Origin of the sequence: Sphingomicrobium clamense (genome assembly GCF_019264355.1) — a bacterium.
Taxonomy (GTDB): Bacteria; Pseudomonadota; Alphaproteobacteria; order Sphingomonadales; family Sphingomonadaceae; genus Sphingomicrobium; species Sphingomicrobium clamense.
On sequence record NZ_JAHVAH010000001.1, the window covers coordinates 210660 to 231247 of the forward strand.

Annotated in this window: 17 protein-coding genes; 4 read left to right on the plus strand and 13 right to left on the minus strand. The window is 64.9% G+C overall.

The window, feature by feature from the left end:
- Positions 1-19 precede the first annotated feature (19 nt).
- The 8 genes from dnaN to KTQ36_RS01040 form a co-directional block, all read right to left on the minus strand.
- Positions 20-1123, minus strand: coding sequence for a DNA polymerase III subunit beta (dnaN, locus tag KTQ36_RS01005; protein WP_218631923.1), 1104 nt, complete (start codon positions 1121-1123; stop codon positions 20-22).
- A gap of 259 nt (positions 1124-1382) precedes the next feature.
- Positions 1383-5108 carry a PAS domain S-box protein gene (locus tag KTQ36_RS01010; RefSeq protein WP_218631924.1) on the minus strand — a complete coding sequence of 1242 codons (3726 nt, stop codon included), beginning with the start codon at positions 5106-5108 and terminating at the stop codon, positions 1383-1385.
- 139 nt (positions 5109-5247) lie between these two features.
- Complete coding sequence (locus KTQ36_RS01015) at positions 5248-5799, minus strand: fasciclin domain-containing protein (protein WP_218631925.1); 552 nt, start codon at positions 5797-5799, stop codon at positions 5248-5250.
- A 17-nt stretch (positions 5800-5816) separates the two neighbouring features.
- A complete protein-coding gene (locus KTQ36_RS01020) occupies positions 5817-6833 on the minus strand; it encodes a hypothetical protein (RefSeq protein WP_218631926.1) in 1017 nt (338 codons plus the stop codon).
- 58 nt (positions 6834-6891) lie between these two features.
- On the minus strand, positions 6892-8196 hold the full coding sequence (locus KTQ36_RS01025; RefSeq protein ID WP_255553924.1) for a spinster family MFS transporter: 1305 nt from the start codon (positions 8194-8196) through the stop codon (positions 6892-6894).
- Positions 8193-9356 (minus strand): kynureninase/PvdN C-terminal domain-containing protein, encoded by a 1164-nt coding sequence (locus KTQ36_RS01030; protein WP_218631927.1) that lies wholly within the window; start codon positions 9354-9356, stop codon positions 8193-8195. The genes KTQ36_RS01025 and KTQ36_RS01030 overlap by 4 nt, the downstream gene beginning before the upstream one ends.
- Entirely contained in the window at positions 9353-10114 is a 762-nt protein-coding gene (locus KTQ36_RS01035; protein ID WP_218631928.1) for a tryptophan 2,3-dioxygenase, read from the minus strand. The genes KTQ36_RS01030 and KTQ36_RS01035 overlap by 4 nt, the downstream gene beginning before the upstream one ends.
- A gap of 43 nt (positions 10115-10157) precedes the next feature.
- On the minus strand, positions 10158-10613 hold the full coding sequence (locus KTQ36_RS01040; protein WP_218631929.1) for an outer membrane protein assembly factor BamE: 456 nt from the start codon (positions 10611-10613) through the stop codon (positions 10158-10160).
- Positions 10614-10738: 125 nt separating this feature from the next.
- Between KTQ36_RS01040 and KTQ36_RS01045 the strand changes: the two genes are divergently transcribed.
- On the plus strand, positions 10739-11266 hold the full coding sequence (locus KTQ36_RS01045; RefSeq protein ID WP_218631930.1) for a ubiquinol-cytochrome C chaperone family protein: 528 nt from the start codon (positions 10739-10741) through the stop codon (positions 11264-11266).
- The gene (locus KTQ36_RS01050) at positions 11263-11790 is read left to right on the plus strand and encodes a YceD family protein (RefSeq protein WP_345777645.1); all 528 of its coding nucleotides are present in this window, start codon (positions 11263-11265) and stop codon (positions 11788-11790) included. The genes KTQ36_RS01045 and KTQ36_RS01050 overlap by 4 nt, the downstream gene beginning before the upstream one ends.
- Positions 11791-11829: 39 nt before the next feature.
- Here KTQ36_RS01050 and ssb read toward each other — a convergent pair whose 3' ends face one another.
- Entirely contained in the window at positions 11830-12309 is a 480-nt protein-coding gene (gene ssb, locus KTQ36_RS01055) for a single-stranded DNA-binding protein (protein WP_218631931.1), read from the minus strand.
- 133 nt (positions 12310-12442) lie between these two features.
- Here ssb and KTQ36_RS01060 point away from each other — a divergent pair, with 133 nt between their 5' ends.
- The gene (locus KTQ36_RS01060; RefSeq protein WP_218631932.1) at positions 12443-14512 is read left to right on the plus strand and encodes a TonB-dependent receptor plug domain-containing protein; all 2070 of its coding nucleotides are present in this window, start codon (positions 12443-12445) and stop codon (positions 14510-14512) included.
- 162 nt (positions 14513-14674) lie between these two features.
- Positions 14675-16819 (plus strand): TonB-dependent receptor plug domain-containing protein, encoded by a 2145-nt coding sequence (locus KTQ36_RS01065; RefSeq protein WP_218631933.1) that lies wholly within the window; start codon positions 14675-14677, stop codon positions 16817-16819.
- 21 nt (positions 16820-16840) lie between these two features.
- Here KTQ36_RS01065 and feoB read toward each other — a convergent pair whose 3' ends face one another.
- From feoB to KTQ36_RS01085, 4 genes are read right to left on the minus strand one after another with little or no spacing between them, the layout of a single operon-like run.
- Positions 16841-18682, minus strand: a complete 1842-nt coding sequence (gene feoB / locus KTQ36_RS01070) for a ferrous iron transporter B (protein WP_218631934.1) — start codon at positions 18680-18682, stop codon at positions 16841-16843.
- A gap of 6 nt (positions 18683-18688) precedes the next feature.
- The gene (locus tag KTQ36_RS01075) at positions 18689-18958 is read right to left on the minus strand and encodes a FeoA family protein (protein WP_255553926.1); all 270 of its coding nucleotides are present in this window, start codon (positions 18956-18958) and stop codon (positions 18689-18691) included.
- Positions 18959-18999: 41 nt separating this feature from the next.
- Positions 19000-19644, minus strand: a complete 645-nt coding sequence (locus tag KTQ36_RS01080) for a COQ9 family protein (protein WP_218631935.1) — start codon at positions 19642-19644, stop codon at positions 19000-19002.
- Entirely contained in the window at positions 19641-20531 is an 891-nt protein-coding gene (locus tag KTQ36_RS01085; RefSeq protein WP_218631936.1) for a DMT family transporter, read from the minus strand. The genes KTQ36_RS01080 and KTQ36_RS01085 overlap by 4 nt, the downstream gene beginning before the upstream one ends.
- Positions 20532-20588 lie beyond the last annotated feature (57 nt).

Below are 20588 nucleotides of genomic sequence, written 5' to 3' on the forward strand. Positions count from 1 at the left end.
TTCGCTTACGCTCGGTGGCTTAGACCCTCATGGGCATCAAGACATAAAGAGCCTGGCTCTGATCGTTCTCACGCAGGAGCGTCGGGGCGGCGGCGTCCGCGAGGTGGACCTCGACGCTGTCGCCTTCGATCTCGTGGAGGATGTCCATGAGGTAGCGGGCGTTGAATCCGATTTCGAGTTGGTCGCTGCCGTAGCTGGCGGGGACTTCCTCTACCGCGAGGCCGTTCTCGGGGCTGGTCACCGACAGGGTGATCTTGTCCGCATCGACCGCCATCTTGACCGCCCGGGTCTTTTCGCTGGCGATGGTGGCGACGCGATCGACGCCGTCCATGAAGCTCTTCGGGTCGACCTTCAGGAGCTTGTCGTTGCCGGTCGGGATGACGCGGTTATAGTCGGGGAAGGTGCCGTCGATCAGCTTGCTGGTCAGCACCGCCGAACCGAGCCCGAAGCGGACTTTGGCGCCTGATAGCGAGACCTCGACCGTGCCCTCGACCTCGTCGAGCAGCTTGCGCAGCTCGCCGACGCATTTCTTCGGCACGATGATGTCAGGCATGCCGTCTGCGCCCTCGGGCTTCTCCACCGTGACGCGCGCGAGGCGGTGACCGTCGGTCGCCGCAGCCTTCAATTTGTCGTCGGCGACGTGGAAGAAAATGCCCATCAAATAGTAGCGCGTTTCCTCGCTCGAGATGGCGAAGCGCGTCTTGTCGATGATCTGGCGCAGCGTGGCGGCGGGCAATTCGAAGCGGGTCGGCAGCTCGCCCTCGGCGATGACCGGGAAATCGTCGCGCGGGAGCGTCTGGAGATTGAAGCGCGCGCGGCCCGCGACGACTTCCATCTTGCCCTCTGCGGCGCTCAGCTGGACCTGGCTGCCCTCGGGGAGCTTGCGGACGATGTCGAAGAAAGTGTGTGCGGGGACGGTGGTGGCGCCCGCCTGGCTGACGTCGGCCTCGACGCGCTCGTCGACCTGAAGGTCGAGGTCGGTGGCCATGAGACGGAGCGATCCGTCCTCGCCCGCTTCGAGAAGCACGTTGGAGAGGATGGGAATGGTGTTGCGCCGCTCGACGACCGACTGGACATGGCCCAGGCTCTTGAGGAGCACCGCCCGTTCAAGTGTCGCTTTCATTTTGCTCTTCGCCCCCGACTAAAAGGTTGTGTGTTCACCCATCGTTATAACGAGGCGACGGGAGAGGGGAAGGCAAAAGCGACGGTCGAACGAAGAGAATTGGGCAGGTGGCAACCAACCGCCGTCGCCGCGACTGAAAGCCGAGAAAAGGCTTGGGTCAGCCGTGCGCGGACCGGCGCGCGCTATCGTCGTCGAGCGCGACGATTGCCTTGCGCGTCCGGGCCGCTGTCGCGCACAGGCGCTGTGCGACGGCCTGCAGCTAGACGTCCTTTGCTTCGAACTGCTCGGCAAGAGCGGCGACGGCGAGGGCTCCTGCGCTCCCGGCTGCACCCTTGAGGCTGTGTGCCAGTCGCAAGGCGCCGTCGCGGTCGCCCGCCTTGACGAGCGCGGCGATCTCGTCGGGCCTGGTCGCCAGTTCGGCGTCGAGAAGCGCGAACATTTCCGACAGGCGTTTCTGGCCGACCGCCTCGCGCAACTCGCCGAGCCGCTCGTTGTCGAACAAGGCGGGAAGTCTTTCCGCATCGTCATTCTTGGCATTGTCCGAAGGTGGCGCTTTTCCTGTCTTCGTCCTGCCATCGACCGAGCCGAGGCCCGCGATCGCTCGGATCTGGTCCAGCAAAATTTCCTGGTCGATTGGCTTGGTCAGGAAGGCCGAGAGCCCTGCGCCGTCGTAGAAGCGCCGTCGGTCGGGGCTCGAATCGGCGGTCAGTGCGATGATGGGAATCGCAGCGCATGGGCCATCCGACCCGCGGATCGCACGGGTTGCGGCCAGTCCGTCCATCTCGGGCATCTGCATGTCCATGACGATGGCATCGTATTGCTCGCGCGCGGCACGCTCGACCGCCAATCGGCCATTTTCGACGACCGCCACGCGGTGACCGTCGGCGCGCAGCATCGCGCTGATCAGCATCTGGTTCACCGGATTGTCCTCGGCGACCAGGATCGAAAGCGACGGATACTCGCGGCGTGGAGCGTCAGGTAGTGCGGCGTAGGCCTCTACCGGATCGTCGACATTCTCGATCGACCCCGTCGGGAGCGTCAGCTTGACCGAGAAAGTCGCGCCTTCGCCAGGCGCGCTTGCGACCGAAATCTGCCCGCCCATTGCCTCGACAAGGCGTCGGCAGATGGCGAGGCCCAGGCCGGTGCCACCGAAGCGGCGCGACGTGCTGGCATCGGCCTGGGTAAAAGGTTCGAAGAGGCGATCCTGCTTGTTCTGGGCAATCCCGATCCCGCTATCGGCGACCGCGATATGCACCTCGGTATCATCGCCTGCGGCCTGCGTCGCGAGCCGGAGGCGGATTTCGCCCTGCTCGGTAAACTTGATCGAATTGGAAAGAAGGTTGGCGAGGATCTGTCGCAGTCGCATGGGATCGCCGCGAACGGTCGCCGACTCTCCGTCATGGACGAAACAGAGCTGGATGCCCTTTTCTGCCGCTTGCCGCTCGAACAGCGCCGCCGATTCCTCGACCAGTCGATCGACGACGAAGTCGCGTCGCTCGAGCGCCACCTGACCGCTGTCGATCTTGGAAAAGTCCAGTATGTCGTCGAGCACCGCCATGAGCAGGTCGGCGGACGTTTCGAGCATGTCGAGATAGCGCGCGCGGTCGCCCTCGTCGGGATTGGCCTTCAACAGGTCGATCATTCCTAGCACGCCGGTCATCGGCGTGCGGATCTCGTGGCTCATCGTCGCAAGAAAATGGGATTTTGCGCGCGCTGCGGCATTGGCCGTGTCGCGCGCCTGAACGAGTTCGTCGCGCGCGTGATGCTCGACGGTCACATCGCGCAGGACACCTACCAGCCCGTCGAGCTTCCCTTCGGGCGTGCGATCGGCCTGGATGACGACGCGCAGGTGGCGAAGCTCACCGGCCGGCGTCTTGATCTTGATTTCGCATTCGCACGAGCGTTCGGCCCGCCGTGCGCGCGCCATGGTCGATAAAAGGGTGTCGCGATCCTCCGGTGCTACCAGGCGTAAGGCGTCGCGGGCACTGAAGGGCTCGTTGCGCGGGACGTTACAGATCGCATTGGCCTGGGGGCTGTAATCGAACTCTCCGCCATTCAGGTCGAGGCGCCAATGCGCAGTGCGCGCCAGGCACTCGGCGAGCGAGATGAGGCGATGGCTTTCGCGCAACTTGGCGGCGCTCTCGGCAACGACCTGCTCTGTGCGCCGCCGCCTCGTAATGTCGCGGATCGACGCCACCAATTCGATCGGCTCGCCGCTCTTGGCGTCGAAGACGGGCCGGAAACTGCCTTCGACCCAGCGGAACGTGCCGTCGGCACAGCGGTGGCGATAGCGCAATTCGGGGCGGGCGCGGCCGCCGGTTAGCAAATCCGTGAACGCGCTGCGAAACTCCTTCCAGTCCTCGCCGTGGATGAGATCGCGAATCGGGCGGCCGACCAGATCGTCGGGGGCATGCCCGAGCATCCGCTGCGCCGCCGCCGACACGTAAAGCATCGATCCGTCCAGCCCGAGACGAATCACGATGTCGCTGACATTCTCGGTGACCAGTCGATAGAGGCGCTCGCTGTCGGCAAGTTTCTCCTCGGCCGCCCGGCGCTCGGTCACGTCGCTCAAGCGGACGACAAAACCGGTAAGGTCGCCCGAGGCGCTCCGCTCGGGATGGATGGAAAGCGCGACCCAACCGCAGTCACGGTCCTCGCACGCTGCGGGAAACTCGCCGGAAACCGGCTCGAGCGTCGCGCGCGCTTTGGTCCACATGGTCAACAATTCCGACCGCGCTTCGGGAGCGATGGCTTCGACCCAATTGCGATGCTTGCCACGGCGAAACTCCTGCCCGGTCATTTCGGTCCAGCGATTATTCGCCCAGGTCGCTTCGCCGTTTAGGTCGAGATGGAGGATTCCCGCGAGCGAGGCTTCCGCGATGCGCAGGAATTTGCGCTCGGTCCTCTCCATGGCGACGCCCATCCTGTCACGCTCGACGATCAGGGCCCGAACCGGAAGGACGAGCGCGATCATCGAGGCGATCAACGACTGGAGAGCGTAAATTCGCATAATCTCCTCGCCCGCAAAGCGCGCCATCGGGCCAAGCCCCATGCCGGTCGCGACTATCGCCACCGCCGAGGACGCAAGGATCGTGAAGCACGCCATCGCCAACGACAGGCGAAAGGCCGACAGCACGAGGAGCGGGCCGAGCAGGAAGATGAGCGGCGCACGTTCTTGCAGGAAAAGGACGAGCGTGGTCGCGACCACGGCAGTCACGAGCGCGCCCGTCTCGAACCGACGCGCTAGCGAGCGCGCGGCACGCGGCTGGACCCACTCAGCGAGGCGCGGCGGCAGCGAGAGAAGTAGCGGCGCGGTGATCAATAGACCGAGCGCATCAGCGACAAACCAGTGCTGGGCAACAGCAAGGAATTGGCCGTTTTCAAGCAGCGTCAAAGCGCTCGCCGCAAACAGGCCGGCGACTAAAGCGGCGACCAACGCCGAGGCCATGAACCGGCCGATGACCGGACCGCTTTCAAACGACTGGTCGGGCCGGAGCGCGCCACGCATCATCAGCGTGATGATGCCGATCTCGATCAGGTTGGCGCAGGCGAGCGCCATCGCGCGCGCGACAGGGTCGGCATGAAGAAAATTGGCCATCAGATTGCCGGCAAAAACGCTCGCAAACAGCAGCGGCCAGTGTGCGCGCGGATTGCGCAGGATGATCGCGACGGCGATCCCGTTGGCCAGCCAGACCGCCGCGATCCGCCCGGATTCACGGGTCAGCAGAATGCCGAAATAGGCGAGCAGAAAGAAGGTCGTGCCGATCCCCAAGGCCATCATCCAGGCAAAGGGCGTGCGCGGGAGGAAGCGAGCCCATCGCCCACCTGTCCCGTGCACACCCCCGTCGGGGCCTGGCATCGAAGCCTGGCCGGCGTCGGCACGCCATTCCTCACCGGAGGCGCTTTCGTGACCATCACGCGATTCTTCAGGCGCAACGCCCTTGTCGTCGGCGAGCGCAAGATACGGAAGCCAGGGCTTGGACATGACACACCTCCTCTTTCTGATAAGAGAAGTGCGCCTTTGCAGGAGTGGGTGCGAGGACTACTCGGCCCGTTCCAGACCAAGCCACGCAATTGCGCGGAAACTTAGTCCGAAACGGGCCGGAATAGCAGGGTTTTCTGCCCTACTCGGGCATCAGGACCGCATCGAGATGATGCACGACTCCGTTGGAAAGCCCGTCGCTGGTCGAGGTGACTCGGGCCTGGTTGCCGCCGGCATCGGTCAGCACCACGGTCTCGCCATCCATCCGCGCGGTCAGCGTGGCGCCGCCCATGGTCGGCAGCTCGGTCGACCCTTCGCCCATCTCGATCGCATTGGCGATATCCTCGCCCAGGATCGTGCCGGGCAGGATGTGATAGGTCAGGATGCCGCCCAGCTGTTCCTTGCCCTCCTCGGCAAGCAGGCTGTCGAGCGTGCCCTCGGGCAAGGCGGCGAAGGCCTCGTCGCTAGGTGCGAGAACGGTGTAGGGGCCCGGGCCCGCCAGCACGTCGGCGAGGCCCGCTGCTTCGACGGCTTTGCCAAGAGTGGAGTCCGCGCCGATCGCCCCTGCGAGGCTTTGATCGTCTTCGGCCGCCGTCTCGATCGTGCCGTCGCCTTCCGGCTCGTTCCCGCACGCGGCAAGCGGGAGCGCGGCAGCGAGGATCAGCGCCAGCGGCGCGTTCGCGAAGTTGTTCATGACTGTCCGTCCTTCTGTCAGATGATAGCCTTGATCACTTCGGTGATCAGCATGGTCGTGGGGTCGACCCGATAGACGTAGCCGTCATTGTAACGGTAATAATTGTCCGGCGTGTCGTAATAGGTCGAGCGATATTGCAGCGGCAAATTGTAGACGTTGTAGGCCGAGGGCAGCGTCTGCCCCACCGACAGGTCACCCGCCAAAAGCGCTACCACCGACTGGATCAGCTGCGTCTCGGGGTCGACCCGATAGATCGCCCCGTCGCCGTAGCGGTAATAGGGATCACTATAATAGTCGCGATACTGGCGCGGCACGTTGTAGAAGTCGTAAGCCTCCGGATAGCGGGTGCCGACCGGGTAATAATAGCCGCGACGGTCGAAAAGCGGGATCAGCCCCGCGACCAGCCCGTTCGTGCCGATGCGATAGATATAGTCGTCGCCCATCCGGTAGCGATAATCGTCATCGTCACGATACCAGTCGCGATAGGGGCCCATCAAGCGACGGTCGCGATACTCGTCGCGAATCTGCTGGCCCCAGAGCTGCTTGGCCTGACCCGGTGGCAGGCAGCCGTTATTCTTCTTCGCAAGACCCGGCGGGCAGCCGTTGACCAGCCCGCGTCCACGGGCATCGCCGTAGCGATAGCGATAGGGGTCGTAGTCGCGGACATCGCCGCGGCGGCGGTCGACGCGACGGTCGACTTCACGGCGAATGTCACGACGGATGCGGTCGCCCCTGCGATCCTCGGCGCGGTCGCGAGCGTCCTCCCGAGCGTCGCGCGCCCGGTCGCGGGCATCTTCACGGCGATCACGAGCGCGGTCACGCGCGTCCTCGCGGCGATCCCGCGCATCTTCGCGACGGTCCTGGCGAGCCTCGCGCCGTTCCTCGGCTCGTTCGCGCTTCGCTTCGCGGCGGTCCTCGGCGCGATCAGCGCGGTCTTCCTTCTTGTCGTTGCCGCGACCCTGACCCTGGTCGGCCATTACGGGGGCGGAAATGGCAAGCGCAGCAACGCCTGCGGAAAGCATCAAAAGTCGCATGGTCCTTCCTCCATTCGGAGGCAAAAACCATCGGAGGGCGGCGACTGTTCCGGAAGCGTCAGGTTTCGACCACGTCCCTGTGGAGGCGGCGTGCGGCCAATGCCATCAACAGTGCGGCGAACAGATAGACCGAGGTGGTCACCATCGCCGAGTAACGTAGCGCCTCGTCGCCATAGACGGGGGTCAGCGCGTCGCTAATCTCGCCGATCAGCGGCGAACCGAGCCCGAGGCCCATCAGGTTGTTGATGAACAGGAACAGCGCCGACGCGGTCGCGCGCATGTTGGCGGGGACCAGTTTGGTGATCGCGGTTACGATCGGACCAAGCCACATCAGCGAAAGCGCAGTCGCCGCCATGAACAGAAAGAAGCTGGCCCACAAATTCGTGCTCTGGAAGGCGAGCAGGTAGATAGGCAGCGTGACAGCGAAAGCGATGGCGATGATTTTCGCGTAGTTGCCCGCGCTCTTGCTCCCCAGGCGGTCGCCCAGCACGCCGCCGCCGTAAATGCCGATCGCGCCGCCGATGCCGACCATTCCGGCCATGATCCAGCTGCGGTCAACCAGACCCAGCTCGTAGCTGCGCGCAAGGAAGCTCGGGATCCAGAAGGCGAAGCCGTAGCCCGCCATGCTGGCAAGGCCCGCGCCGAAGCCGAGCAACCAGAAGCTGGGCTTGGCCGCGACGGCGCGAAACACCTGGCCGACCGACGGCGCGCCGTCGCCGAGCGCTGCGGGGGCCGCCGGCGCGGGAGCCGCTTCACCGCCTTCGAGACCATGGCCCGGGTCGCGTACGAAATATTTGAAGATCGGGGCAAAGACGACGCCTGCCAGTCCGACCGCGATGAAGGCCGCGCGCCAGTCGATCGAGGCCGCGAGCAGCCCGCCGAACAGGACGCCCAGCGCCGAGCCCAGCGGAATGCCGAGCGAGAAGATCGCCAGCGCCCGTGCGCGCGCCTTGGGCGGGTAGAGATCGCTGATCAACGAGTAAGCCGGCGCGACCCCTGCCGCCTCGCCGACGCCCACGCTCATGCGCGCAAGGAATAGCTGCCAGAAATTCTGCGCCAGCCCGCACAGCGCGGTCGCCGCGCTCCAAAGGGTGAGGCCGATGGCGATGATCCAGCTGCGGTTCTTGCGATCTGCGAGCAGCGCGATCGGGATGGCGAGCAGGGTATAAAACAGCGCGAAGGCCGTGCCGCCCATCCACCCGAGCTGCCCGTCGGTGAGACCGAGGTCGAGCTTGATCGGTTCAGCCAGGATGCCAATGATCTGCCGGTCGATGAAATTGAGCGTGTAGGCGATGACCAGCATCACCATCATGGTCGTGCGCCCGGACATCGGACGCGGCGCGTCAGCAACGGCAGCGGTCATGAAAGCTCTTTCAAGTGAGCGACGAGCGCATCGACGTCGTCGGGGTCGTGGTAGAGGCCGAAGCCGAAGCGGATCACCCGCCCGCGCACGTCGGTAATGACGTTTCGTGCCTTGAGCGTCGTGCACCAGTCGGCAGCGCAGTCGTGGCGGAAGGCGAGAAAGCGCGCGCCGGGATTGTCGCCCGGAGAATTGAGCAATTTCGCCTGGCCAAGCACGGTGCCCTCGATCGCGCCGACGAAGCGCTGCTGGATGGCCTGCACGTGCGCGGAGATACTCGCCGTATCGAGATCTTGGTCAGCCAGCATTCGGCGGATGTGGTTGAAGCGATACAGCGACGAAGCATCGAACGTCGCCCCCATGAAGCGCATCGCGTCGGGCGCGTAGCCGACCATGCCGGGCGGGAGCGTAAGATCGTCGAATTCCGCATACCAGCCGGTCAGCGGGGGTCGCGGGCCGAAGCCGGGCGGGCAGGCCATGAAGCCCATCCCCTCGCCCGCCATGGCATATTTGTAGCCGCCGCCGAGAAAGAAGGCCTTGTCCGAGAGCGTTTTCGCAAAGGGCTCGGGGATCGCCATGAAGCTGTGATAGCCGTCGACCACGACCCACGGACCCTCGGGATCGGCAAGATCGACGATCGGCTCGAGCGGTGCGAGCGCCCGCCCCGCCCCGAACAGCATCTGGCTCACGAAGATGAGGTCATGCTCGCCGGTCCTTGCAGCATCGAGCACGCGTTCGCCGAGCGTCTCGAAGGGTTCTGCCGCCACCACGTCGAGCGCGATGCGGCCTTCCTCGACCCAGCGCGCAAACTGGCGCCGAGCGCTGTGGAATTCTCCGTCAGTGGTGAGGATGCGAAGCGGTCCTTCGCCTTTTCTCGGGCAGGCGGCGACGAGCCGGATGATTAAGTCGTGCGTGTTGGCCGAAAAGACGAGCCGATCTGCCGGCACGCCGCCCAGCTCGTTCCCGACATGGCGCTGCGCCTCGGGCCAGACCTCGCCCATGATGCGGTCCCACTTGCGGTCCGCCAGCCGCGCGGCATCCTCCCAACATTCGATCTGACCATCATAGCTCGCGTCGGGCCACAGATGGTGGCTGTGCGCAGCGACGTGCAACCGGTCGGGATCGGCAGCGAGGCTCTTTGAGAAAAGCGGCTTGAAGCTCATATCTCGGTGCGCAAATTCCAGAGCACAGGGAAGGCGCGCTTGGTCAGCGTCTCGCGCAGATAGGGCGCGCCCGCCGAGCCGCCCGTGCCGGTCTTCATCCCGATCACACGTTCGACCATCAGCACGTGGCGATGGCGCCATGCGGCCATGGCTTCGTCGAGATCGACCAGTTTCTCGGCGAGCCCGTAAAGCGCGAGATTGTCCTCGGCATTGCGATAGACGGTCAGCCAGCTGTGCGCGATCTGTTCCTCGCTCGACACGTCGAATCCATGGCGGGCCAGCGCCGCAGTCGCTTCGTCGGCCAGGCTCGGCTCCTCAAGCGCGCGCTCCATGCGCTGGCGCACCTCGCTGCCTTCCTCGTAATTTTTGAGATAGACCGGGTTCTTGATTCCGAGCCGATATTCGAACTCGCGAAACTGTGCCGACTGGAAGCCCGAGCTGGTCCCCAGCACATGACGAAATTTCATATAGTCGACCGGGGTCAGCGTCGTGAGCACGTCCCACGACAGGGTCATCACCGCCTGGATCCGGTGGACCCGGCTAAGCGTCTTGTGGACCAGCGTGAAATTGTCCTCGCGCAGCAGCTCGATCGCGTAGGCCAGCTCATGGAGCAGCTGCTTGAGCCACAATTCCTTGTTCTGGTGGATGATGATGAACAGCATCTCGTCGTGCAGCTCCGAATGCGGAGCTTGCGCACCGAGAATGGTGTCGAGGTCGAGATAATCGGCGTAGCTGATGCCGGCGGGTTTGACGGTCATGCAGGTGGCTTAGGCCCCTGCGTCGTCCCCCGCAAGCCGGTGGCTAGGGACCGCCCTGCTCGGTGCCGAACAGCCCGGTCTGGCCGACCTGGCCGATATTGCCGAACAACTCTTCGAAGAAGCTCTTTTCGCGGCCCAGCGTCGGCGTTTCGTCGCCCGACGGATTGATCTTGACCGCCAGCGTCTCGTCCGCCTCGTTAATCGAGGTGACGTTGCCCGCCGCATCGAACTGGATGTGGAGGATGGTCGCATCCTTCAGCTGCGGGCGACGGAATGCAAACTGGCTCGTCATCTGGTTAACGTAATACCAGTTATTCTCGTCGAATTGGCCGGTGAAGGTCGGGCGGCCCAGCGTGCGCTGTACCGAATCCTTATTGTCGATCCCGACCTCGATCGAATCAGTCAATTCGGCGAGCGCGATATAGCCCGACTGGTCGCGAATACCCTGGCATCCGGCGAGCGCGAGCGCCGCCGTAGCGGGGAGAAGGAGCTTGTACATGGTTGCCATCGTTGGACGCTTTCGCCTGACCGTTATGTGAACCGCACCCTTGCGGCCTGTCTCGCCGCCCAATATGCGGGCGACGCGGGCCAACGCAAGGCCCGAGACTCGATACGAGGCGCATCATGCGATCGCTGCTCAACATGTTCGCACGGCCCAAGGCCGAATATCACTCGCTCTACGAAGGCGTCGTCGCGGCGGCGCGGGAGGCGGATTGGTATCGCGGCGGGAAGGTCCCCGACACGCTGGACGGGCGCTTCGCGGTGCTTTCGACGCTGCTGGCGCTCACGATCCTGCGCATGGAACAGGGCGAGGAAGAGACGGTGCGCGCATCGGTCCACCTGACCGAAGCCTTCATCGCCGACATGGACGCGCAGATGCGCGAAGAAGGGTTCGGCGACCCCTCGCTCGGCAAGCAGGTGCGCTCGCTGGTCGGCGCGCTCGCCGCGCGGGTCGATCGCTGGCGGCCGCTTGCCGAGAGCGACCGGCTCGAACCGGGCGAAGCACTGACCGACGCGGTTCGCTTCAGCCTCTACCGCTACGATCCGCCCGAAGAAGCGGCGGAGACGCTCGTAACCGAAAAGCTGCGCCGCTTCCACGAAGGGCTGGGCGGAGCCAGCGACCGCAAGATCATGGCAGGCCAGCTCGCGTGACCGATTTCACGACGCCGCTGAAGCTCAACGCCATCCGCGACGGCGACCGAATGTCGCTGCAGGCGACCGATGACGAACGCGGGGCCATCGCCGACCGACTGCGCCTGACCTCGCTCGACCGGCTCGAGGCCGATGTCGTGCTGCGCAAGGACGGCGACACGGTCGAGGCGGAAGGCCGCGTGCGGGCAAAGGTCGAACAAGCCTGCATCGCGACGGGCGAACCGGTGCCCGCCTCGATCGACGAGCCAATCGCGCTTCGCTTCGTCCCCGAGCCGAAAAGCGGCAATCCCGACGAGGAGATCGAGCTGGGCGAAGACGAGCTCGACACCATCTTTCATGACGGCCAGCAGATCGCACTCGGCGATGCGCTCGCCGATACGCTGAGCCTAGCGCTCGACCCCTATCCACGCAGCCCCGACGCCGACGAGGCATTGCGCGCCGCAGGCGTGATCAGCGAAGAGGAAGCCGGACCCTTTGGCGGGCTCGCCGCGCTCAAGGAGAAAATGGAAAAGGGCGGCAACTAGGCCGCCCCTCTTCGTTTCGCTCAGGCGTCCGCCTGAACCCTAGAACGGGACATCGTCGTCGAGGTCGGTGTCGAACGCCGCCGGCTGCGGACGCGACTGCTGTTGCTGGCCGCCACCACCGCCGCCATAGCCACCGCCCTGCTGGCCGTAACCGCCACCGCCGCCACCGCCTTCGCGCGGGTCGAGCAGGACAAGTTCGCCGCGGAAGCGCTGCAGCACGACTTCGGTCGAATAGCGGTCGGCGCCATTCTGGTCCTGCCACTTGCGGGTCTGCAGCTGGCCCTCGAGATAGACCTTCGAGCCCTTCTTCAGATAATTTTTCGCGACGCGGCCGAGATTCTCGTTCCAGATCACGACCTGGTGCCATTCGGTGCGTTCCTGGCGGTTGCCGTCGCGGTCCTTCCAGGTCTCGCTGGTCGCGACGCGCAGGTTGACCACCTCGCCGCCATTGTTGAGCGACCGCGCCTCGGGATCCGCCCCCAGATTGCCGACCAAAATCACCTTGTTGACGCCCGCCATGTGCTGCTTCCTCGTAGTTCGTTGAATGACTTGTCCTTGGGATAGGCGGGGCGATTGCCCCTGTCCACAATCGAGCACGCGACAGGACAGAAAGAAGCCGTTAGAAGGCCGCCCGAACAAGGGAATGGCGGTCATGGCGTGGCGTAAATATTGGAGCACGACAGCGGGCATTGCGCTCATGGCTTGCGCGCTCCCCGAAGCCGTCCATGCCCAGGATGCTGCCGACGCGCGCACGACGCGCAGCTTCTCGGCCGCCGACTTCGAACGATTCGCGCCGCGCGCCGCGCTCGACATGGTGCGACAGATACCGGGCTTCTCGATCAAGGGCGGGTCGGATGGCGACGGCTTCTTCGGGGGCGGCGATGCCGATCGCGGGCTCGGCCAGGCCACCCAGAATATCCTGCTCAACGGGCAGCGCGTGTCGGGCAAGGCCAACGATGCCGCCGCAACGCTCAGCCGTATCGACGCCGCCGACGTCATTCGCATCGAAGTGGTCGACGGCGCGACGCTCGACATCCCCGGCCTGACCGGCGAAGTCGCCAACATCGTCTACCGCGCCAGCGCGATCGGCGGGACCTTTTCGTGGGAGCCCTTCTTCCGCAAGCGGATCGGCCATTCCATCCTTGTGGGCGAAGCCGCCATCGGCGGGCGCAGCGGCAAGACCGAATGGAATGCCAGCATCAAGTCCGACCGCTCCTTCCGCGGCAATTTCGGCCCCGAATGGGTGCTTTTGCCCGATGGCGAGCGGTTCCTGCTGCGCGACGAATTCTCGCGCTTCAAGATCAACCGCCCGAGCCTCGCCGCCTCGCTCTCGCACGAAGCGGATAACGGCAACATCTTCAACGCCAACCTTTCGGCAGGCCTGTCTTTCCTGAAGACGCGGCAGGAGGGTGAAATCTTCGACCCCGTCGACCCGATCGGCGAGGAGCTGTCGCTCTCCGACCGTCGCGGCTGGGAAGGCGAACTGGGTCTCGATTATGATCTCGCGCTGGGCGTCGGGCGGCTCAAACTCATCGGGCTCCAGCGCTTCGACAAGAATCCCTCGGAACGCACCTTCATCGACATCGACGGCTACACGAGCGAGTTTAACCAGACCACGCTGGCGAAAGAAAGCGTCGTGCGCAGCGAGTATCGCTGGGGCAGCGAGGTCGACTGGCAGGTCAGTGTCGAGGGCGCCTACAACATGCTCGACAGCGAGGCGGCGCTGTTCGTCACGCCCGAAGGCGGCGTGCGGTCCGAAATCCCGCTGCCCGGCGCCAACGCCCTCGTCACCGAGAAACGCGCCGAAGCGATCCTGAGCTATGGACGCCCGATCGCCGACGGCCTGACGCTGCAGCTCAACCTCGGCGGGGAATATTCGCGGCTTTCGGTTGACGGCGAAGCCGGGACAAGTGCGCGCAGCTACTGGCGCCCAAAAGGCTCGGCGCTGCTCGCCTGGCGCGTCTCGCCGTCCATGTCGGTCAATGCCGAGATCGAGCGCAAGGTCGACCAGCTCAGCTTCGGCGACATCCTTGCCACGGTCGATCTGGCCGAAAACACCAATCGAGCGACCAATATCGCGTTGGTGCCGTCGCAACGCTGGCGCGGCGCGCTCTCGCTGACCAAGTCGTTCGACGGCTGGGGCACGATCAGCCCCTATGCCGAGATCAACTTCATCGAAGATATCGTCGAGACGATCCCGATCTCGCCGACCGAAGAAGCGCTCGGCAATGTGCCTTCGGCAAGGACCTTCACGCTCGGCGGGCAAGCCACCCTCGAACTCGCCGCGCTCGGCTGGAACGGTGCTCGGCTCGAACTGGAAGGCGAATGGGTCGACAGCAGCATCGACGATCCGCTGCTTCTCGTCGCGCGGCCGATCAGCTCGCTGCGCGACTATCGCTTCGAAATCGCGCTGCGCCACGACATTCCCGCGACGAACTGGGCGTGGGGCGGCGAGATCGGCGCCAGCCGACGCAACGCCAACTACCGCCTCAACCAGGTGTCGTTCCGCTACGACGACGGCCTCGAGGGTCAGATCTTCATCGAGAACAAGGACGTCGCGGGGCTAACGGTGCGCGCGACCATCGACAATCTCTTCAACCGCAGGGACGCCGAGTGGCGCGACGTCTATGTCGACCGGCGCGACGGTCCGCTCGCCTTTCGCGAAGAGTCGCTCAAGCCCTTCGGGCGCATCCTCGAACTGCTCGTCAAAGGCAGTTTCTAGCCCTTTCCCGTTCGTCGATTTGCCGATTGGTCGAAGCCTCGACGGGGGTTCGTCGAAGCGATCCGCTCCATTCACATAGCGTTCACCGGGCGGCTGGCTGGTGTCTTATCTGCATGAGGCACCGCCCCCAAAGGGTGCCGGCATCAAAAGGGGATGCAAGCAATGAAGAGCGAGAAACCGATCTGGGTGCTGGCCAGCGCCAGCCTGATGACATTTTCAACACCGGCGTATGCGGGCGAAGGCGATGTGGAGACCGCCCCGCCCGAGGGCGTCGAAGCCGAGGCCGACGAAGAGGCGGTGCTGGAAAGCGGCGACTACGCCGCGAGCGTCGAACTAAAGGGTAGCCTGCAGGACCAGGCCAACCGCGTGTTCACGAAGGCCGATTTCGAACGCTTCGCCCCGCGCACCGCGCTCGACATGGTGTCGCGCATTCCCGGTTTTTCGATTTCAGGCGGCAATGGCGGAGGCCAGCGCGGGCTCGGCCAAGCGAGCCAGAATATCCTCCTCAACGGGCAGCGTGTTTCGGCCAAGTCGAACGATGCAGCGACGACGCTCAGCCGGATCGATGCCGACGACGTCATCCGCATCGAGGTGGTCGACGGCGCGACGCTCGACATTCCGGGACTCACCGGCGAGGTTGCCAATATTCTATACCGCGCGAGTGAAATGGGCGGGACGTTCGAATGGACGCCGCAATTTCGCAAGCGCGTGGGCCATTCCATCCTGGTCGGCGAGCTCGCGCTCAACGGGCGCAAGGGCAATACCGAATGGAATGCCAGCATCACTGCCGACCGCCGCTTCCAGGGCCATTGGGGTCCGGAAACCGTGTTCGATCCCGACGGCGACATCCTGCTGCGCCGCGACGAATTCGGGCGCTATCCGCAAAACCGCTCGGGCGTCGCCGCGTCGCTCGCGCGCGAGGCGGATAATGGCAACAAGCTCAACCTCAACGCATCGGCCGGCCTGCGCCACTTCGCCAACAGGATCGAAGGCGATGTGTTCGACGGCACCGACCTGTTTCTCGGCAGCGAGGTCGCCGACAACGACTTTAACGGCTACGACCTTGAACTGGGCGGAGACTATGAGTTCGCGCTCGCGTCGGGCCGGCTCAAACTCATCGGCCTGCAGCGCTTCGAATCGCGCCCGGGCGAGAACCGTTTCACCAACCTCGACGGCGACGTCAGCGAGTTCATCGTCGACCGCCTCGGCCGCGAGAGCGTCGTGCGCAGCGAATATCGCTGGGGCGACAAGGCCGACTGGCAGGTCAGCCTCGAAGGCGCGCTCAACACGCTCGACAGTGAGGCGGAGCTGCTCTTCACGCCCGTCGGCGGTTCGGTCATCGACATCCCGGTCCCCGGCGCCAACGCCACGATCAAGGAAAAGCGCGCCGAAGCGATCCTGAGCTACGGACGCCCGATCGCCGAGGGGCTGACGCTCCAGCTCAACCTGGGCGGCGAATATAGCCGGATTAGCGTCGACGGCGATGCCGGGAGCGGCGCGCGCACTTACTGGCGGCCCAAAGGCTCGGTTTCGCTCGCATGGCGCGCATCGCCCTCGCTCGCGGTCAATGCCGAGGTCGAACGCCGCGTCGACCAGCTGAGCTTCTTCGACTTCCTCGCCGCGGTCGACATCGCCAACGACACCAACCGTGCGACCAATATCTCGCTCGTTCCCTCGCAGCGCTGGCGCGGGCGGATCGAAGCGACCAAGACCTTCGAGGGGATCGGCGCGATCAATCCTTTCTTCGAGTTTGCCTTCATCGAGGACAAGATCGAGATCGTGCCGATTTCCTCGACCGAGGAAGCGCTCGGCAACGTCGACAGCGCGTCGGCCTTCTGGGCGGGCGTGCAAGGGACGCTCGAACTCAACAAGCTCGGCTGGAAGGGTGCGCGGCTCGGATTCAACGCCAGCGCGCAGAAAACCTACATCGACGATCCGCTGCTCGGCGACGAGCGCGACATCAGCCAGGTGCTCGACTATTTCGTGTCGGCCAACATCCGCCACGACATTCCCGAAACCAACTGGGCATGGGGCGTCGAGGTCAATCGCAACCGCATGACGCCCTTCTATCGGCTCGACCAGGTCAGCTTCCGCTACAATACGGGCGTCCAGGGCAACGTCTTTGTCGAGAATAAGGATGTCGCCGGGCTCACAATCCGCGCCGCGGTCATCAACCTGTTCGACAGCAAGGACGGATTCTGGCGCGACGTCTATGCCGACCGGCGTGACGGACCGCTGGCCTTCCGCGAGGAGCAGCTGCGCGAATATGGCCGCATCTTCCAGCTCTCGGTGAAGGGCAATATCTAGCCGAACCCTGAGCCTTCGGGCCTATCCTAGGCCGAAGGCTACAGCGGTCCAATAGGTGATGCCCGCCGCGACATAGGCGATCGCGAACAAATAACCGGTCATGAAGAGCGGCCATTTCCACCCGTTCGTCTCGCGCTTGGTCACCGCGATGGTCGAGATGCATTGCGGCGCGAACACGAACCAGGCGAGGAAGGCCAGCGCGGTCGCGAGGCTCCAGCGGCCCGCGAGCCGCTCCTCGAGCGTCTGCAACCCCTCATCCTCTTCCGCATCGAGCGCGTAGACCGTGCCGATCGCCGCGACCGCCACTTCGCGCGCCGCCATCGCGGGCAGCAGGGCGAGGCTGATGTCGCGGTTGAAGCCGATGGGCTCGACCACGACTTCGATCCCGGTGGCGATCTTGCCCGCGATCGAGGCTTCGACCTGGCTTTCGCCCGGCCCCGCCTTGGGGAAGCTGGCCAGCGCCCACAGGATGATAGTCGTTGCGAGAATGATCGTGCCCGCGCGCTTCAAAAAGATCATCGCGCGCTGCCACAATCCAATGAGCACGTCGCGAATGATGGGCATCTGGTATTTGGGCAGCTCCATCAGGAAGCCGCCGCCCGTGCCCTTTACCACGAACTTGCGCAGCACGAGCGCGACGATGAGCGCGCCCAATATGCCCGCGACATAAAGCCCGAACAGCACCAGCCCCTGCAGCCCGATGCCGGGGCCGACATCGCGATTAGGGATGAAGGCGGCGATGATCAGCGCATAGACGGGAAGTCGTGCGCTGCAGGTCATCAGCGGCGAAATCAGGATCGTCGTCAGCCGGTCCTTCGGATCGTCGATCGTGCGCGTAGCCATGATACCCGGGACCGCACAGGCGAAGCTCGATAGGAGTGGGATGAACGCGCGCCCGTTAAGGCCCACCGAGCCCATCAGCCGGTCCATCAGGAAGGCGGCGCGGACCATGTAGCCCGAACTTTCGAGCACGAGGATGAAGAGGAACAGGATCAGGATCTGCGGCAGGAAGACGACCACCGCGCCCACCCCCGCGAACAGCCCGTCGATGATCATCGACTTGAACCAGCTGTCGGGGAGCGTTGCCGCGACCCATTCGCCCATGCCGATCACCGCGCCTTCGAGGAAATCGGCGGGCGGCGCTGCCCAGGCGAACACCGCCTGGAAAATGGTGAACAGGATGACGGCGAGGATGATCGGGCCTGCAATCGGATGCAGGAACAGCCCGTCGAGCCGGTGCGTCATGCGCCGGACCGGGGTTTCCGAGACGATCGAGGCCAGTGCAATGTCGCGCGCGCGCCGCTGGCGATTGATCGCTTCGTCGGGGAAATGTTCGTCCGCCTTGGCGTCTTTGGGATGCGCAAGCGCCTCGCCGATCGCGGCTTTGAGCTGGTCGAGCCCGCGGCGACGGACCGCCACGGTCTCGACGACCGGCACGCCCAATTCTGCCGACAGCTTGGCAGCGTCGAGTTCGAGCCCGTCGCGCGCGGCGAGGTCGATCATGTTGAGCGCGACCACGGTCGGGATGCGCAGGTCGATCAGCTCGAGCGCGAACCGCAGGTGATTGTCGAGGTTCGAGGCATCGAGCACGATGACCAGCGCATCGGGCTTGTCCTCATATTCACGTTCGCCGAGCAGGACCGAGCGGGTGACTTCCTCGTCAGGGCTGCTCGCCTCAAGCCCGTAGGCGCCGGGAAGGTCGACGATGCGTGTCTCGCCAGCGCCGTCGAGCACCAGCCGTCCGACATGGCGTTCGACCGTCACGCCGGGATAATTGCCGACCTTCTGCCGCGCGCCGGTGAGCGCGTTGAACAAGGCGGACTTGCCGGCATTGGGGTTACCGGCGACGGCAATCGTTCTCATGTCAGCTCACGCAGCGAGGGGGACGACTTTGACGGCCGCGGCGTGGCGGCGGCGGATGGCGACGGTCATGCGCCCGACCTTGATGGCCAGCGGATCGCGCCCGAACGGGCCGAGGTGGAGCGGTTCGACCCGTACCCCCTCGTCAAAGCCGAAATGCTTCAATCGCATCGCATCGCCATCGGTGAGCCCCGCCCAGTCGATCGCAGCAACCGTCGCAGCGGTCCCGAGGGGAAGCTGGTCGAGCGCCAGCGCGTCACAGGGCGTCATCTCAGTCATTTGCGACTGATTATCAATAACAGCGGGTGCTGGCGAGTCTTTTAACGCGGCGGGTAGCGCAGGCGGCCGGCGAAGCGCACGAAACTGGGACGGCGCGCCTGACCCTTGCGCCATTGCGCCTTCAGTTTCTCGAACTTGCCGACATCGGCGAGCCGCCGGTCGAGGAAGGCGGCGGTTTCGGTCCAGCCTTCGCTGTCATCGTCTAGCCAGCTCAGGAGCGTCGCGCCATAGACACCCGCAAGGATTGTCCGCTTCGAATAATGATTGAAGTCGGTCGCGGTATCGCCCGCGAGCCGCCACATCACGTCGGCGCTGTGCCAGGCGGTGGAGAGGCCGAGCCCGATATTTTGCGGCATGGACAGGATCGAAAGGCCCTGGCGAACCGCTTCGCGCGCGTCGCCCGCAATTTCAAGCCGCGTCCAGATCAGCGTGCGGATACGCTCGGTGACCCGCAGGTCGGCCAGTTTCTCGGGCGGCTGGCGCCGCGCCATTTCGGCGTCGACCGCCTCGATCCACGCCGCGACCATCGCCTCGGGCCGCTTCGGAAAGGCTAGTCGCGCCTTGTCCCGGTCGATGTCGAGCTGGGCTGCGGCGCTATCGACCGCTTCCTGCTTCCAGCCGTCGAACACGGCGTTCTCGCCGACCTTGAGCGCCAGCTCGGCGCGGATCTTCTCGAGCGGTGTCATGACCCGGACATGGGGACGATGGGCGGTTTTCGCAAGCGTACGATGACAAGCGCGACCACGATCGCGGCAGCGCCGATCCAGTCGAGCGGTGCAAAGGCCTCCTCGTAGATCAACCAGCCTAACCCCGCCGACACCGCAACCTGCGCGATCAGGCCGAGCCCGATCACCAGTTGCGGCAAGCGCCCGATTGCGAAGATCAGCAGCCCCTGCCCGACGACCTGGCTGGAGAGCGCCAGCAGCGCCACGATATCCCAACGCCCGGGCACCAGCGGCTCTCCGGTCGCCATTGCCATGGGCAGGATGAAGAGGCTGCCGAACAGGCTGGCCCAGAAGATCAGCGGCAGCGGCTCCATTTCCGGACGGACCTTGTCGACCGCGATCAGATAGAGGCCATAGAGAATGCCCGCCGCGAGGCTCAGCAGGTCGCCATGGACATGGTCGAGACCGAGTTCGAGGCTGCTGGAGAGAAGCGCCACCGCGCCGAGCACCGCCAGCGCGAGCGCCGCCACCTGGCGGACGTGCGGCCAGCGCCGCGCGAGCACCAGCCCGTAAACCGCAAACATGAAGCTGCCGAAGTTTCCGAACAGCGTCGCATTGCCCATTTTGGTCAGGTGGATGCCCTCGTGCCACGCGGCGAGATCGGCGGCGAAGAAGAAGGCCCCCAGCGCCAGCAACCCAAGCAACCGTCCTGGCGGCGGCGCGAGCGATTGGCCGAGCGCCAGCGCTAGCGCACCCAGCATCGGCACTGCCAGCGACAAGCGCCAGAAGCCCGCCGCCACCGCGCCCACCTCGGCCGCGCGGACCAGCCACGGACCCAGCGCCAGCGCCGCCGACGCGGTCATCAGCGCCGCGAATGCAATGGCAGGTGAGGAGAATCGCGCGCCCATGCCAACCCCGTGCATTTGCGCGCCGATGGAAACAAGCGGGAAAGTGAGGCATTCCCC

What these genes read in the sequence shown, in the direction of transcription:
- dnaN (WP_218631923.1), bottom strand. Translation starts at nt 1,123, where the DNA reads ATGAAAGCGACACTTGAACGGGCGGTGCTCCTCAAGAGCCTGGGCCAT.
- KTQ36_RS01010 (WP_218631924.1), bottom strand. Translation starts at nt 5,108, where the DNA reads ATGTCCAAGCCCTGGCTTCCGTATCTTGCGCTCGCCGACGACAAGGGC.
- KTQ36_RS01015 (WP_218631925.1), bottom strand. Translation starts at nt 5,799, where the DNA reads ATGAACAACTTCGCGAACGCGCCGCTGGCGCTGATCCTCGCTGCCGCG.
- KTQ36_RS01020 (WP_218631926.1), bottom strand. Translation starts at nt 6,833, where the DNA reads ATGCGACTTTTGATGCTTTCCGCAGGCGTTGCTGCGCTTGCCATTTCC.
- KTQ36_RS01025 (WP_255553924.1), bottom strand. Translation starts at nt 8,196, where the DNA reads ATGACCGCTGCCGTTGCTGACGCGCCGCGTCCGATGTCCGGGCGCACG.
- KTQ36_RS01030 (WP_218631927.1), bottom strand. Translation starts at nt 9,356, where the DNA reads ATGAGCTTCAAGCCGCTTTTCTCAAAGAGCCTCGCTGCCGATCCCGAC.
- KTQ36_RS01035 (WP_218631928.1), bottom strand. Translation starts at nt 10,114, where the DNA reads ATGACCGTCAAACCCGCCGGCATCAGCTACGCCGATTATCTCGACCTC.
- KTQ36_RS01040 (WP_218631929.1), bottom strand. Translation starts at nt 10,613, where the DNA reads ATGTACAAGCTCCTTCTCCCCGCTACGGCGGCGCTCGCGCTCGCCGGA.
- KTQ36_RS01045 (WP_218631930.1), top strand. Translation starts at nt 10,739, where the DNA reads ATGCGATCGCTGCTCAACATGTTCGCACGGCCCAAGGCCGAATATCAC.
- ssb (WP_218631931.1), bottom strand. Translation starts at nt 12,309, where the DNA reads ATGGCGGGCGTCAACAAGGTGATTTTGGTCGGCAATCTGGGGGCGGAT.
- KTQ36_RS01060 (WP_218631932.1), top strand. Translation starts at nt 12,443, where the DNA reads ATGGCGTGGCGTAAATATTGGAGCACGACAGCGGGCATTGCGCTCATG.
- KTQ36_RS01065 (WP_218631933.1), top strand. Translation starts at nt 14,675, where the DNA reads ATGAAGAGCGAGAAACCGATCTGGGTGCTGGCCAGCGCCAGCCTGATG.
- feoB (WP_218631934.1), bottom strand. Translation starts at nt 18,682, where the DNA reads ATGAGAACGATTGCCGTCGCCGGTAACCCCAATGCCGGCAAGTCCGCC.
- KTQ36_RS01075 (WP_255553926.1), bottom strand. Translation starts at nt 18,958, where the DNA reads ATGACTGAGATGACGCCCTGTGACGCGCTGGCGCTCGACCAGCTTCCC.
- KTQ36_RS01080 (WP_218631935.1), bottom strand. Translation starts at nt 19,644, where the DNA reads ATGACACCGCTCGAGAAGATCCGCGCCGAGCTGGCGCTCAAGGTCGGC.
- KTQ36_RS01085 (WP_218631936.1), bottom strand. Translation starts at nt 20,531, where the DNA reads ATGGGCGCGCGATTCTCCTCACCTGCCATTGCATTCGCGGCGCTGATG.